General features: G+C 60.3%; 11 protein-coding genes. 2 read left to right on the forward strand and 9 right to left on the reverse strand.

Annotation, left to right across the window (positions count from 1 at the left end):
• Position 1 precedes the first annotated feature (1 nt).
• A complete protein-coding gene (locus ABOA88_RS13405) occupies positions 2 to 880 on the forward strand; it encodes a metal ABC transporter ATPase (RefSeq protein WP_437437093.1) in 879 nt (292 codons plus the stop codon).
• 39 nt (positions 881 to 919) lie between these two features.
• On the opposite strand, the gene ABOA88_RS13410 is transcribed toward ABOA88_RS13405, so the two are convergent.
• From ABOA88_RS13410 to msbA, 6 genes are all read right to left on the reverse strand, one after another.
• Positions 920 to 2,857, reverse strand: a complete 1,938-nt coding sequence (locus tag ABOA88_RS13410; protein WP_440127979.1) for an acyltransferase family protein — start codon at positions 2,855 to 2,857, stop codon at positions 920 to 922.
• A gap of 199 nt (positions 2,858 to 3,056) precedes the next feature.
• A complete protein-coding gene (locus ABOA88_RS13415) occupies positions 3,057 to 3,704 on the reverse strand; it encodes an acyltransferase (RefSeq protein WP_196169306.1) in 648 nt (215 codons plus the stop codon).
• A 3-nt stretch (positions 3,705 to 3,707) separates the two neighbouring features.
• Entirely contained in the window at positions 3,708 to 5,132 is a 1,425-nt protein-coding gene (gene hldE, locus ABOA88_RS13420) for a bifunctional D-glycero-beta-D-manno-heptose-7-phosphate kinase/D-glycero-beta-D-manno-heptose 1-phosphate adenylyltransferase HldE (protein WP_196169307.1), read from the reverse strand.
• 65 nt (positions 5,133 to 5,197) lie between these two features.
• Positions 5,198 to 6,598, reverse strand: a complete 1,401-nt coding sequence (locus ABOA88_RS13425; protein ID WP_367851625.1) for a PIG-L deacetylase family protein — start codon at positions 6,596 to 6,598, stop codon at positions 5,198 to 5,200.
• 3 nt (positions 6,599 to 6,601) lie between these two features.
• On the reverse strand, positions 6,602 to 7,498 hold the full coding sequence (locus ABOA88_RS13430) for a GNAT family N-acetyltransferase (RefSeq protein ID WP_196169309.1): 897 nt from the start codon (positions 7,496 to 7,498) through the stop codon (positions 6,602 to 6,604).
• On the reverse strand, positions 7,492 to 9,312 hold the full coding sequence (gene msbA, locus ABOA88_RS13435) for a lipid A export permease/ATP-binding protein MsbA (protein ID WP_196169310.1): 1,821 nt from the start codon (positions 9,310 to 9,312) through the stop codon (positions 7,492 to 7,494). The genes ABOA88_RS13430 and msbA overlap by 7 nt, the downstream gene beginning before the upstream one ends.
• Positions 9,313 to 9,439: 127 nt before the next feature.
• Between msbA and ABOA88_RS13440 the strand changes: the two genes are divergently transcribed.
• On the forward strand, positions 9,440 to 10,102 hold the full coding sequence (locus ABOA88_RS13440; RefSeq protein ID WP_196169311.1) for a toluene tolerance protein: 663 nt from the start codon (positions 9,440 to 9,442) through the stop codon (positions 10,100 to 10,102).
• A gap of 3 nt (positions 10,103 to 10,105) precedes the next feature.
• Here the strand turns inward: ABOA88_RS13440 and ABOA88_RS13445 are convergent, their stop codons facing one another.
• The 3 genes from ABOA88_RS13445 to ABOA88_RS13455 form a co-directional block, all read right to left on the reverse strand.
• Complete coding sequence (locus tag ABOA88_RS13445; RefSeq protein ID WP_367851624.1) at positions 10,106 to 11,488, reverse strand: hypothetical protein; 1,383 nt, start codon at positions 11,486 to 11,488, stop codon at positions 10,106 to 10,108.
• Positions 11,489 to 11,595: 107 nt separating this feature from the next.
• A complete protein-coding gene (locus ABOA88_RS13450) occupies positions 11,596 to 12,498 on the reverse strand; it encodes a glycosyltransferase family 2 protein (protein WP_196169312.1) in 903 nt (300 codons plus the stop codon).
• Entirely contained in the window at positions 12,485 to 14,239 is a 1,755-nt protein-coding gene (locus ABOA88_RS13455; RefSeq protein ID WP_196169313.1) for a carbamoyltransferase family protein, read from the reverse strand. The genes ABOA88_RS13450 and ABOA88_RS13455 overlap by 14 nt, the downstream gene beginning before the upstream one ends.
• Positions 14,240 to 14,304 lie beyond the last annotated feature (65 nt).

A 14,304-nucleotide genomic window follows, 5' to 3' on the forward strand; every position in this document is an offset into this window, starting at 1 on the left:
CGTGCCGCGAACGCTGATCCGCAAGAACCCGAGCAACTTCAAGACCTTGCCGCTGCATGTCGAAGCCACACCCGACGGCCTGACCTACAAGCCGATCGGCATGCCGCTGAACTTCTCCCAAGTGCAGCAGCGACGCAAAGCCATCCAGCTGGGCAACCCGGAGCGCTTCGTGGCCGAACTGGCCAACCTCGGGGTATCGGTGCGCCTGACATTGCATTGGCAGCATCGCGACTACTGGGTGCTGGTGCGCCAGCGCCGTCAGGATCGCGGCGATGTGGTGCTCAAGCTCATTTCCGGTTATGTCCCCGCCCAGGAGCTCAATCTGCCACTCCATACGGCCTTGCAGGAGGTTGCCGAGGAGTGCTTGCTGGAGACGCCGGAAGGGTGGCTGCAGGGACGTTATGCCGACACATGGCTACCGACGCCCTATCAGGACAGCCTGAACTATCGGCCCAACCTGCACTTCAATCTCTGCCCTCTATCGGGCGCCGCACGGCCAGTGCATTACGCCAGCTTAATGCTGCTAGAGCGGCCGCACGCCTACGTGCACCTGCCAACCGCATCATTGCAACTGGTCTATGACCTGCGCCTTGAAGTCCCCAGGGAGGCCCGCCAACTCAGCCTGCAGCATGTCGATGAGCAACTGCACGACGGCCAATTGATTACCCGTCTCGACCGCCGTAGCCCAGGCCTGTTCCTGCTACCGCTTGACCAAGGCCAACCGAGCGCCGAGCTGTTCACCCTCGCCCAAGGCCAACTTCGCCCCGTCAGCACGCGCGGCTTGTGGCTCGCAGAAAGCTTCGCCGCACAGGATGGCTGGCTTGTCCGGGACGAGCGCATCCGTTGGAAAGACTGGCTGTCCCTGCGCTCCCAGCCATGAGCACGACATTATCGTGCCCTTGGCAAGGCGGCTATCCGATCAGTGCTGGAACACCTGACTGAACATGGGGATCAACATCCGATTACCAAACTCACTGAGATGGTCGGCATCGCGATAGAGCGGGCGCCCCTTTTCGGCACTATGGCACACGCCATCCGCGCACAGGTAAGGCAGCGGATCCAACAGGTGGGCCGCGCATTTTTCGACCACTTCATCCTGCAACGCCCAGATGAACGCATGACGCTTCTTGTAAGCGTCGAGTGTCAGGCTGATCTCACGGGGATGGCCTAGCAGAATCCCACGTCCCATGCGAGTTGGCACGCTGACGGCCATTTCCGGTAGCGGGCGCAAGAGATAGAGCGGTCGATCCTTGGCGAGGCGGCACATGGTATCCACATAGCGCGCGCGAAACTGGGCCAAAAACGCCTCATCAAAGGAGGAAAATGAATCGCCAAAGTCGAAGCTCGGCTTGTCTGTGCTTGGTTGACCGCCACGGATGTATTCGGAAGTACGCCCGACGACGACAATCGGCACGCCCGCCGGGTAACGCAAGTACTCTTGCTCGATGTCTTTGTTCAGCTTTTCGCAGTAAGGTTTGTCATTGGTACTGCGCATGCCGAACGCGAACAGACAACCGCTGCCGCCACGGAACAACACACCGCCCTTCTGGCTCGGTAACGCCGCCTCCAGCGCCGTGACCACGGCATCGGCATGGCTATCGCCGATCAGAATGGCCCGCACAGGCTCCTCGCCGTAGACACAATGCTTATCGGGATCCAGGCATTCCTCTAGGCGTGGGTTATGGTTCTCACGCTCCGCCTCAACCATCGCCACGCTTTCTGGCAGACGCGCAGGAATGCCAGTACGACGGACATGCTGAGCCATCGCGGCCACCAGGATCAACGTCACGACCAGGACGGTTCCTGCCCGTTTTGCAGAAAACTGGCTCAAGCGGCGTCGAGCGGGGGTCTCCACCAGGTTGTAGGAGGCATGCCCCAGCAACAACGACATCACGATGGCCATCGCGACCCAAAGGGGTTGATCGAGCTTTTCCAGGTAGGCCAGCGCAACCACCAACGGCCAGTGCCAGAGATAGATCGAATAGGAGCGGGTCCCCAACCATTGCGCAGGACGATTGGCAGTCCACATCGAACGCTCCCGTGCGGCCAACAAGACCAAGGCACTCCCTGCCACGGGCAGGATGGCGCGCCAGCTTGGCCAGACACTGTGCTTGTCGAACAGCACGATGGTCGCGATGATCAGGCCAAAACCGAGCAACTCCAAGGCCCGACGCAATAGGTCTGACCCTGGACGCTGCCCCGCCATGAAAACCAGCGCCCCAGCCAGCATTTCCCAGGCCCGGGTCTGGAGCAGATAGAACGCCTCACTCGGCGCCACCGCCGAACGCCACACACAAAGGCCCAGCGAAGCGGCAAACAGCAGCCCCAGCGCGATCGTGATCGCCTGTCGTCCAGGCATCCATTTGCCCAACAGCATCAGCACCAACGGCAGGATCAAGTAGAACTGCCACTCCACCGACAGCGACCACGTATGCAACAGCCACTTCTCCTGGGACGCAACATCGAAGTAGCCAGATTCATTGAGGTAACGCAGGTTGGACCCGAACGTCAGGCTTTCCCGGACATGCCTGCCCAGTATTTTGTATTCTTCTGGCATGAGGAAGAACCAGCCAGCGATCAGCGCAACGATGCACAGTACGACCAACGCCGGGAAAATACGCCGGGCACGCGCCAGGTAGAAACGCCAGACCGAAAAGTCATCCCGCGATATACCTGTAAAGATGATCCCGCACATCAAGTAACCGGAAATGACGAAGAACACGTCAACACCGGCAAAGCCGCCATTGATGCCGCTGACGCCAAAATGGTACAGCACCACGGCCATGACCGCCCAAGCGCGCAATCCATTGATATCTTGCCGAAACTCTTGCGCCACCGCGCTTGTCGCTGCACTCACTCAGTACTCTCCCCAGCACTCTAAACACAGCATTAATGCCCATCGGTCGATGCCTTTCAGTGACCGGCACTGCTGGCGATACAAAACCGCGCCCACAGATTGATAAACTGTGGGCGCGGTTTTGTATCGCCGTCGACGCAACGGCAGTAAGAAGGCGTTAACAGATAAATATTAAGCCGACAGACAGTTTTTTCTTTTTTTAAATAAGTTGGCGATCCCAACGGATACCACGTTTCACGATCTTCGCCGGCACCCCGGCGATCACACAGTTGCCTTCGTCGAATGCCTTGGTCACCAGCGAACACGTACCTACCACACTTTCGCGCTGCAGGACGGTGCCCTTGAGAATCTGAACACCACGGCCAATCCATACCCGATCAGCAATGCGTATGTCACGTGAATGATTGACCCGCTGGTCGGTTGCCACATCGATGATCGAATGCTTGTCACCCGTGCGGATCAAGATATCGGTGGACAACATGCAGTCGTTGCCAATCTCGATGCTCGCCGATTCGTCCACCAGCAGGTAGGCATCTTCAATCGTCGTATCCGCACCGATGCGAATATGCTGTCCGGTCGTATGACGCAGGTAAATCTTGCCGGAACTAATGCGCACGCGTGGGCCGATTTCGATCAGGTTGTCCTTTCCGTCGAGGCGAATCTCACAATGGCTGACCTCGGCCCCCTCGCCCAGGACCAGCCGATTGTTTTCCCCCCTCAGTTTGATGGTGGTTTTTTTCATCAAACGCTGGGCACTCAAGGGAAGTTCAAAGCGATTGCCGGCTTGGATCGTGCGCCGGTTCTTGTAAGCGATATCGCGCAATCGCAAATACAACGGTTCGACCATGCATCATTCCTTGTTGCGAATTTTCTCGACGATGGCGGTGGTCGAGCTGTTTTCCACGAGCCCCAGCACCTTCACGGTGCCGCCATAGGCCTTGACGATATCTGCGCCAACCACCTGGTCGATACCATAGTCTCCCCCTTTTACCAGCACGTCGGGCTTGACCTGACTAAGCAGGTTTTCCGGCGTGCCCTCTGGGAAGCTGATGACCCAGTCAACCGCCCCCAGGCCAGCGAGCACGGCCATGCGCCGATCGACACTATTGATCGGTCGGCCCGGCCCCTTGAGGCGACTCACCGAAGCGTCATCATTGACCGCGACGATCAGGCGGTCGCCTTGGGCACGGGCCTGTTCAAGGTAGGTCACATGGCCGGCATGGAGGATGTCGAAACATCCATTGGTGAAGACGATCTTCTCGTTGTGTGCACGGGCGTCGTCGATGGCCAGCAGCAACTGCTCGAGGGTCAGCACGCCGCGCTCGGAACCTTCTTCACGCTGGATAGCCCGACGCAACTCCGGGGCGCTAATGGCCGCGGTACCCAGCTTGCCGACCACAATACCAGCCGCCAGGTTGGCCAGGGCGACGGCGTGAGGCAGATCCTCGCCCGCAGCGATGGCAGCGGCCAAGGTGGAGATCACTGTATCGCCAGCACCAGTGACATCGAACACCTCGCGGGCCCGAGCAGGCAGGTGCAGGGCCGGGTGACCGGTACGCAGCAGCGTCATGCCATGCTCGCCACGGGTCACCAGCAGCGCCCCCAGCTCCAGGTCCTGGAGCAGCTGTAGGCCCTTGGCGACCAGTTCGGCCTCATCAGCGCAACGGCCAACGATGGTCTCGAACTCGCTGAGGTTCGGCGTGATCAGGCTGGCGCCGCGGTAGATGGAAAAGTCCTTGCCCTTGGGGTCGGCCAGAACCGGAATGCCCTTGGCACGGGCCGCCTGGATCAGGCTTTGGTGGTTCTTAAGTGCTCCCTTGCCGTAGTCGGACAGGACCAGCACCTTGATACCCTCGAGCAGGTCATCAACTTCTTCGCCCAGCGACAGCGGGTCGGTGGCGAACGGTTCTTCGAAATCGATGCGCAGCAGCTGTTGGTGACGGCTCATGACCCGCAGCTTGACGATGGTTGGCTGGTGGGCAATGCGCTGGAAGACCGAACGTACACCCGCGGCCTGCAGGCTGTTGGCCAAGCTGTCGGCAGCTTCGTCCTGCCCGGTGACGCCGACCAGCGAAGCGGGCGCGCCGAGTGCGGCGATGTTCAGTGCGACGTTGGCCGCACCGCCGGGGCGATCCTCGATCTGCTCGACCTTGACCACCGGTACCGGCGCTTCAGGAGAGATCCGTGAGGTACCGCCATGCCAGTAACGGTCGAGCATGACATCACCGACCACCAGGACCGGAGCTTGATCGAAACGCGGCATGGACAACTTCATGGGCAACCCAATAAACAGAATGAACAGGGGCGGGATATTAGCATAGGGTTGATAGCACCACGTCTTCACTTGACGATACGGCGTACCCAGAAAAGCTCGTGTCGTCTCACCGCTTTGCGGAAGAACTCGTCCTCACCGGTGACCGGCCAGCGGCGAGCACTGAGCAAACGCTGAATGGCCCGGCGCATGCGCCGCTTCAACGAGAGCGGCCCTCGTAGATCATGCTGCATCCCCAAGGCCATGGCCTTGTCCAGCTGCACGGCAGGCTCCAACGACGGACTCCACAGGCGATCTGCCGGCAATGCCTCGATCGCCGGTGGCAAAGGAATACCCATGCCCGCCGGGCCCATGGGCCAACGGTCATTGTCGTGTAGATGATTGGCGTACAACAGCGCGATATCCGGCTTGCTGCGGCTCAGCGCAATAGCTTCGAAGACCGCCTGGGTAGTCGCCACATGATCGGCGTGAGGGTCCAGCTCGGGATGAGGCGTGATGATCACCTCGGGCCGATAGTGTTCAAGCAGAGCCACCAGGTCAGCGATCAGGTTGTTCCAGCTAGGCAAGCCGTCAGCATCCGCGGGCAATTGAAACGGGTTGTACCGACGCACACTGCGGATATCGCTCTCGCCCGACTCACGCGAGCCAAACCCCTTGCCCGGCTCCTTGGCCATGGCTGGGAGTTGCAGACAGTAATAACCCAACTGCACGCAGTGGCTGGCTTTCACCCCCCCCCACAACGGTATGGCGAGGCTGTCCCAACTGCGCAAACGGCCCTTAAGTCGTGCGGCGTCGGCCATGCTCAGGCCAAGGCGCTGGAATGCCTGCGCTTCGATCTCGCCCTGGGTCAGGGTGACGATGCTGACCTCAGGACTGCGACGGTAGAAACCGAATGCCGCGAGTTCGGCATCGTCAGCATGAGGCGCCAGAATCAGGGTGCGCTGACGGGTGTAGTCTGGATTGCTCATGACATGCAGCGTGCCGCTGCTGGCCAGCCGGCAACGACGCCCACGCAATCTCAGTTCGCCCCGCGCCAGCTGCTCGCGCTGCCCAGAAAGGTTCAGGTAACGCAGGCCGGCGACGCCGCGCTCGAAGTCCTGCCGGTCATCGCCCACTTCGACGAAGGGGTCTAACCAACGACCGAGCCAGCGATGGCGCAAATGCAGCGCCAAGACCAGCGTCTCGCCCTCGGCCAGCTCGGCCGAAAGGCGCACCCGGTCGTTTTCCAGTGTCACCGGCTGGGAAACAGCCTCGCCTGGAAACTGATAGTGATAGTCGTCGCTACCGCGGTAGAACAGATGGTCGGCAAACCACGCTTCGTGAGCCACCCATCCCAACAGCAGGAGCAATGGCACAAGCCACCAGGCAACGCCAATCCCCACCACCGCGAGCAGCACCGACGCCCCCAGCAACATCATGCGCTTGTTGCGCCGATGGGACTTCAACAGCAATTGTTTACGCGCGCTCATGGTTCAAACCTGGTAGACCGGCACCCTGCGGCACCAGCGATCCTTGTATTCGCGGTCGGCCCGTCCAAACGAGTAGCGCAATGGCTTACCCAATGCCCTCGCCTCTTCCCAGGCTTGCTGGGTATTGACGAAACTGAGCACACTACCGGGGCTGAACGCACGACTTTGCGGGTCGACCCCTCCATTGATGTACTCCAGCGAAACCCACTGCGGCGCCTCAACTCGGTACAACACTTGTATCGCCACCGGCGTATCTTCCAGCATCGCCACCGAGCCGGTCATGAACTCGCGCAACAGCGTGAATACCTCAACCAACCCTCGTTTGCCAGGGACTTCAAAGCCCCAACGGCGCTCGAACAGGTCGGTGTACATGGCCGCCTGCTGGGCGGGCGTGAACTCGCAGATCGGGCGCATCGCCCCACCGGCTTCTTCGAGCAGACGCAGTTCGCGACGCTGGTTGTAGCGAAACTTCTTCGAATAGTCCTCTGGTTCACGGGCCAGCGCCAAGCCTTCAGGCTGCTCGCGCAAGGTGGTTATGCGCCCGGCGTTAAGCTCGGAAACATAACGCATACGCTGGCGCACCGGCACCTGCACTGACGCGGCCACCGGCAGGATGATCTCCGCATTGCCCAAATCTAGCAGGTCGCGCTTGCCCTCACGCTTGAGCACTTCCTTGGCCAGCGCCAGATGCCGCCCCCAGCAGGGAATTGCAGCCTGTACCTGACCGTCGACCAGCCACCCGAGATAGCGAACCGGCAAACCGAGAAACGCCGACAACCGAGCCACTACCTCTGGATGCGTGGCGAAACTGCCGCCATGCTGCTGCCAGGCCGTGGCATACGCCACTTGGTCGATTTCGCTCCAGCCCCGTTCACGCCACCAGCGCAGCGCACTCAACATGCGTCGACCGCTTTTGTCGGTTTGTCCTCGTCGCCCTCTTCGAACTCGCGGGCATGCAAGCGGGCGTAATGACCGTTTCGCGCCAGCAACTCCAAGTGCGTCCCTCGCTCGACGATACGGCCATCTTCCATGACCAGGATCTGGTCAGCCTTCTCGATGGTCGACAGGCGGTGGGCGATCACCAGTGTCGTGCGGTTCTGCGCCACGTTGTCCAGAGCCGCCTGGATGTGCCGTTCCGACTCAGTGTCCAAGGCCGATGTGGCCTCGTCGAGAATCAGCAATGGCGCATCCTTGAGCAGCGCACGGGCAATGGCCATGCGCTGACGCTGGCCGCCAGACAACAGAACGCCGTTTTCACCCACCAGCGTGTCGTAGCCCTCGGGCATCTTGCGGATGAATTCGTCGGCATACGCCTCGGAGGCCGCCTTGCGAATCTCTTCCAGTGGTGCCCCTGCCAGCTCCCCGTAGGCAATATTGTTGGCCACGGTATCGTTGAACAGGTTCACCTGCTGGGTGACCAAGGCGATGTGACGCCGCAAGTTACTCAGGGTAAACGCCTGCACTTCGGTGTCATCGAGCAAGATTTGGCCGTGGACGTGCTGGTAGAAGCGTGGAATCAGTCCTGCCAGGGTCGACTTGCCACTCCCCGAACGCCCCACCAAGGCCACCATCTGCCCTGGCTCCACCACAAAGCTGATGTCATCAAGCACCTGCTTGTCGGAGCCGGGGTATTGGAAGCTCAGGTTGCGCACTTCGAGACGCCCCTGCACACGCTCACGCTCGATCCGGCCCTCGTCCACTTCAGCCGGCTCGTCTAGCTGCTCGAAGATGCTCTCGGCACCGGCCACGCCGCGCTGAATGGTGGAGCTCACTTCCGAAAGCTGGCGAATCGGTTTGGGCAACAGACCCGCCATGGTGATGTAGGCGACCAAGTCGCCCGCCGAGGCTTCGCCCCGCAGCAGCAGGACCAGAAACATCACTACCGCCATGGCGCTGTAAGTCACCAATTGCAGGGCCGGGGTATAGACCGCGCCGGTCTTGGTCATCGACAGCTGCTTTTCAGTATTGCTCTGGCTGGCCGATTCGAAACGGGCCTTTTCGTAAGCCTCGCCACCGAAGCTACGTACCACGCGATAACCCTGTATGGTCTCGGAGGCCACATGAGTGACGTCCCCCATGGACACCTGAATCTTCTTGCTCTGCTTGCGGAACTTGCGGCTGGTGCTGTTCACCATCAACGCGATGATTGGCAGGATAGCGACCATGACCAAGGTGAGCTTCCAGTTCATCCACAAGAGCGTGCAGAACAGGAAGACCACGGTCATGCCCTCGCGGATTACCACCTTGATCGCATCGGTGGCGGCCCCGGTGACCATGGTCACGTTGAAGGTGATGCGGGAAATCAGATGACCGGAGTTGTGCTTGTCGAAATACTGATTCGGCAGATCCAGCAGCTTGTTGAACAGTACGATCCGCAAGTCATGCACCAGCCCGAGAGAAACCCTGGCCAGGAAATAGTTGCCCAGATACGAGCCGACCCCTTGCCAGGCTGCGATCGCAACGATCATCAGCGGTACGGCTTGCAGCAGCCGCAACTCGCCCAGGTACGGATTACCGGGGAACAGCGTGGCCTCTGGGTTTGCCAGGCCATCGACGAAGTATTTGAGAATATAGGCCAGCATCGGCTGGGTTGAGGCAAAGATCAGGAAGCCGACAATGCTCACCAAGAACAACCCGATATAGGGCCGCACATACGACAGCAGGCGGAAATAGATCGCCAGCGTGGACTGAGGACGAGGTTCAGGATTACTCATGGGAATCCGCACAAGATAAATAAGGAAGAAATGATAACACAGCGACTTTTTCCCCAAGGGGAAGCGACCAGGAGCGAGTCTGCGACAAGTCGGCTAAGATAGCCGGCTTCTTGATCGGAGATGACGCATGCAAGCAATGGATCATACCACCTACCTGGCACTACGCGAGGGCGCCCAGGTGCTGGAGGCCGACGGCTCCGGCGACAAGGTGCTGCGCTTGCGTGACGGGCGAATGCTCAAGCTGTTCCGACGCAAGCGCCTGCTCAGTTCCGCGCTGTTGTTTCCCTATGCTTGGCGCTTCGCACGCAACGCACGCGCATTAAACGCCCTGGGAATCCCCAGCCCCGAGGTCATTGGGCTCTACCGGATTCCCAGCATCCAGCGTGATGCTGTCCACTATCTGCCACTACCAGGCGATACCCTGCGTCAGTTGGCGGATGACCAGGACCAGGGGCAAGCACTCAGAACCCAACTGGGACACTTCGTGGCACACCTGCATGAGGTCGGCATCTATTTTCGCTCACTGCACCTGGGTAACGTGGTACTGACCCCAGACAACCAATTGGGCCTGATCGACATCGCCGACCTGCAACGCCAACGCCACCCCCTACGCGACAGCCAACGCGAGCGCAACTTCCATCACATGCTGCGCTATCGACAGGACCACCAGTGGCTGCTTGGCACGGATGCTGGCCACACCTTCCTGGAAGGCTACCGCCAGGAGCTGGAGCAGGGCCCGTCCGGCCCCCGCCCGCGCCTGTTGGACAATTTTCGGCAGATGCTCAGCTAGGCCCTAGCGGCCGATTACCAAGACCGTCGCCTTCTTCCGGTTCGAGAAGCTCGCCAGCACACGCAACTGATGCTTGTCTAGCCACGCCACCAACCATGGCTCATCGGCTCGGGCTTCCAGCGCAAAATAACTGTAGTTGCCGACATGGGCATCATCGATGGCCTGGTCGCGCGGCAACACCTCCCGGTAACCTCGCCCCGCGTAATAGCCAATCCGGCTGTCTTCGTAATAAAGGGAAGCCTTCGGATCAATGTGTTCGGCGATCCAGCGACCCGAATCGACCAACTGCCCCTTGCCCGCCCCCGTGGAAATGACGTTGGCCAGCATCACCAGCAACCCGATCACCGCCAGCACCTTGGCCAACCGCGCAAAGCGCTGGGCAAAAAGCATCGCGCCAATCGCCAGCAGCGGCAACGCCAGCACGTTCAGGAAGCTCAGGTAGCGAGAGTTCATGAACTGCAGCTTGATGTAGAACAGCATCAGGACGATCAGGTACAGCAGCCCAGCCCAGGCAAACGGCTGGTATTCGCGCAAGTAGGTACGCACCGCCTGCCAAGTGCTGCGATGGAGGAAGGGAAGGGAAAATGGCCCCATCAATGCGACAAACTTGATCAGCAGCGAAGCGAGCAAGCCGAAGAAGATAATCCGCCCCGCCTCGTCACGCGAATACTTGAGGGTCAGGCTGTTGCCGAACTGCTCCGCCAACTGCCGGAATGCGATAAAGACCTTCTGCGGATTGATCAACCCGAGATAGTAGTCCACCCGCGTCAACGACAGTCCACCCTTCTCCAGAATGATCAGCAGCCCCACAACCACGGCTAGCACAGGCAGGGCCACAAATTGAGCAAAACGCTTCACGTTGCGCCGGGTATACAACTCCACCAGTTGCCACGCGCCCAACGCCGCCACCAACATAAGCGCCTCGAGGCGAAAGAGCGCAGCCATGCCGACCGCCAGATGCATGCCCGCAGCCAGCACCCAACCACCTCGCACCTGCCAACGCATGGTCAACCACAAGGCCAGGACGCAGAAAAACCAGAAGCCGTACTCACGAATGATGTCGTCACGGAACTGGTTGATCGCGGGCATGGCAAGCACCAGCAGGCAGGCCCAGCCAGCCGCAGCAGGTACGCGCTGACGCACGCAATCCACCAGCAACGCACAAGTGCCCGCCATGAACAACGCACACCAAAGATTGGCACACCATTCCAATGGCAAATGGGTAATGCCATGGGTACCTGCCAACAGGAACGTGAACCACGGCCAGTCGAAAACCCGCCACCCAGCCTGGAGCCCGTCCTCATTCACCTGACGGGCAATGTCCAGGTAGTACGCCGCATCGCGACTCAAAGCACTGCTCCCCAGCAGGGCAACCAGCGACAGCAACAGGCTTGCGACGAAGGCCAAGCGAACGGGGTGTGCACGCAGCGCCCTTGTGATGCCAGCCCCCACGCCAGCACTCACTCCATCAACAACAGTACTCACGATTACTCCTAGATCATGACCAGACGGGCAGCTTTGCGCAGGTACGTCCAGCGCATTGCCTGCAAAGGACTCAACTGCAAGGCCCGGACGTAATAGCGACGCGCGTTGACACGATCATTCGACAACAGCGCGGCGCGGAACAACGACAGGTAACGCTGCGCCTCGTAACGCCCGCGCAACGATTGGCACTCGGCAGGTAGACTGGCGAACACCTCGCGAACCATACCCATTGCGTACTCTTCTTCGTTTTCCCGGCTGTGGCGCAAGCTATCGGCGTGCTTATGGATCCGTGCCAAAGGCTCATTGGTGACGACCACGCGAGCACTGACCAGCAGGTAGGCGAACACAGGGATATCCTCCCCTGTACGCAAGGTTTCCGGGTAAGGGCGACGCAGCAACAGCGCTCGCTCGAATAGCGTGCAGCAATGGGAAATCGAAATGCACTTGCGCAACAGGTAGCGCTTGATCAATGCCCGCGCGCTCGCCGCTGGCACTGGCGTGGGCAGCCGCAAGCGCTCACGGCCATCGGGGTAGACCGAGATCTGACCACCCAGCACCATGCCTGCATCCGGGTTGACACGCAGCACCTCGCGCACCACCGCAAGGGCACCCGGCGTCAACTCATCGTCGGCGTCCAGCAGCAACACATAGCGACCGCGCGCTGCGGCGATGCCATTGTTGCGCGCCGCAGCGGCACCGGCATTGGCCTGGTCGATGATCTGCACCTGCGGATAGCGCTCGGCGTATCCAGCCAACACCTCAAGGGTGTTGTCCTTGGAGCCATCATTGACCACGATCAACTCGAGGTCATCCGCCCACTGACTCAGGACGGAGTCCAGAGCCCGGGGCAGAAGCTTCGCATAGTTGTAGGCCGGAACGATCAGACTGATCAGAACCTCATGGTTCGCCATATTCGGGTGCACCCTCTTTGACCACCAGAATATCCTCCATGATCAGGTACTGCAGGTCCGAGCCGAAGAACATGTTCAAGGCATCGGTCGGCGAGCAGATCATCGGCTCGCCTCGGCGGTTGAGAGAGGTATTGAGCGACACACCGTTGCCGGTCAGGTCCTCGAGGGCCTTCATCATGTCGTAGTAACGCGGGTTGTATTCACGCTTGAGCACCTGGGCGCGAGAGGTACCGTCCTCATGGACCACTTCTGGCACGCGGGTTTTCCATTCCTCGGCGACCTCGAAGGTGAAGGTCATGAACGGCGCCGGGTGATCGACCTTGATCATCTGCGGCCCTACAGTGTCGAGCATCGACGGGCAGAAGGGTCTCCAGCGCTCGCGGAATTTGATCTGCTCGTTGATCCGGTCGGCCACGCCCGGCACGCTCGGGCAACCGATGATCGAACGACCACCCAAGGCACGCGGACCGAACTCCATGCGACCCTGGAACCAGGCCACTGGGTTGCCATCGACCATGATCTTGGCGATGCGCTGCGGCATGTCGTCGATCTTGCGCCATTTCGGTGCATTTGGGTGACGGGCGCAGGCGGCGATCACGTCTTCGTTGGAGTACGAAGGGCCGAGGTAGACGTGCTCCATCTTCTCGACCGGCACGCCACGGGCGTGGGAAACATACGCCGCGGCACCGACAGCGGTACCGGCATCGCCCGAGGCAGGCTGCACGAACAGCTCCTTGACATCTGGGCGGGCGATGATCTTCTGGTTGAGCTTGACGTTCAGCGCGCAGCCGCCGGCGAAGGCCAGCTTGCCACCCTGCTTGAGGATGTCGCCCAGATAGTAGTCGATCATCTGCAGCGCGAGCTTCTCGAACAGCGCCTGCATGCTCGCGGCGTAATGGATGTATGGCTCGTCGGCGATGTCGCCTTCACGCTTGGGCCCCAGCCACTCGATCAGTTTGGGTGAGAAGTAGAAACCTTTGCCCTTCTCTTTATAGCGGCGCAGGCCAATGACGTTGGCGTACTCGGTGTTGATCACCAGCTCGCCATTCTCGAAGCTGGCCAGGCGGGAGAAGTCATACTTGCTGGCATCGCCATAGGGCGCCATGCCCATGACCTTGAATTCGCCATCGAGCATCTCGAAACCGAGGAACTCGGTGATCGCGCCATACAGGCCACCCAGGGAGTCCGGATCGTAGAACTCCTTGATCTTGTGGATCTTGCCGTTCTCGCCATAGCCGAAGAAGGTGGTGGCGTACTCGCCCTTGCCGTCGATGCCGAGGATCGCGGTCTTTTCCTTGAAGCCCGAGCAGTGGTAGGCGCTGGAGGCGTGGGCCAGGTGGTGTTCGACCGGCTCGATCTTGATCTTCTTCGGATCGAAGCCCAACTGCTCCAGGCACCAGACGATCTTCTTGCGGTAGCGCTTGTAGCGACGATTGCCCATCAGGATCGCGTCGAGGGCGCGGTCCGGGGCGTACCAGTAGCGCTTGGCATAGTGCCAGCGCGCCTTGCCGAACAGGCTGATGGGGGCGAACGGAATGGCCACCACGTCGACGTCGGACGGCTTGATGCCGGCCTGCTCCAGGCAGAACTTCGCCGACTCGTAGGGCATGCGGTTCTTCGCATGCTTGTCACGCACGAAGCGTTCTTCTTCGGCGGCGGCAACCAGTTTGCCGTCGATGTACAGGGCCGCGGAAGGGTCATGGCTAAGGGCGCCGGACAGGCCAAGAATCGTCAATGCCAAGGGTCTAGCCTCATCTTTCGGTAGGGATGCGCCATCGGCCGTGCAGGCGGATGGCGGCTAAAGGG

The sequence above is a fragment of the Pseudomonas sp. PKS genome (assembly GCF_051913525.1).
Lineage (GTDB): Bacteria > Pseudomonadota > Gammaproteobacteria > Pseudomonadales > Pseudomonadaceae > Aquipseudomonas > Aquipseudomonas guariconensis_D.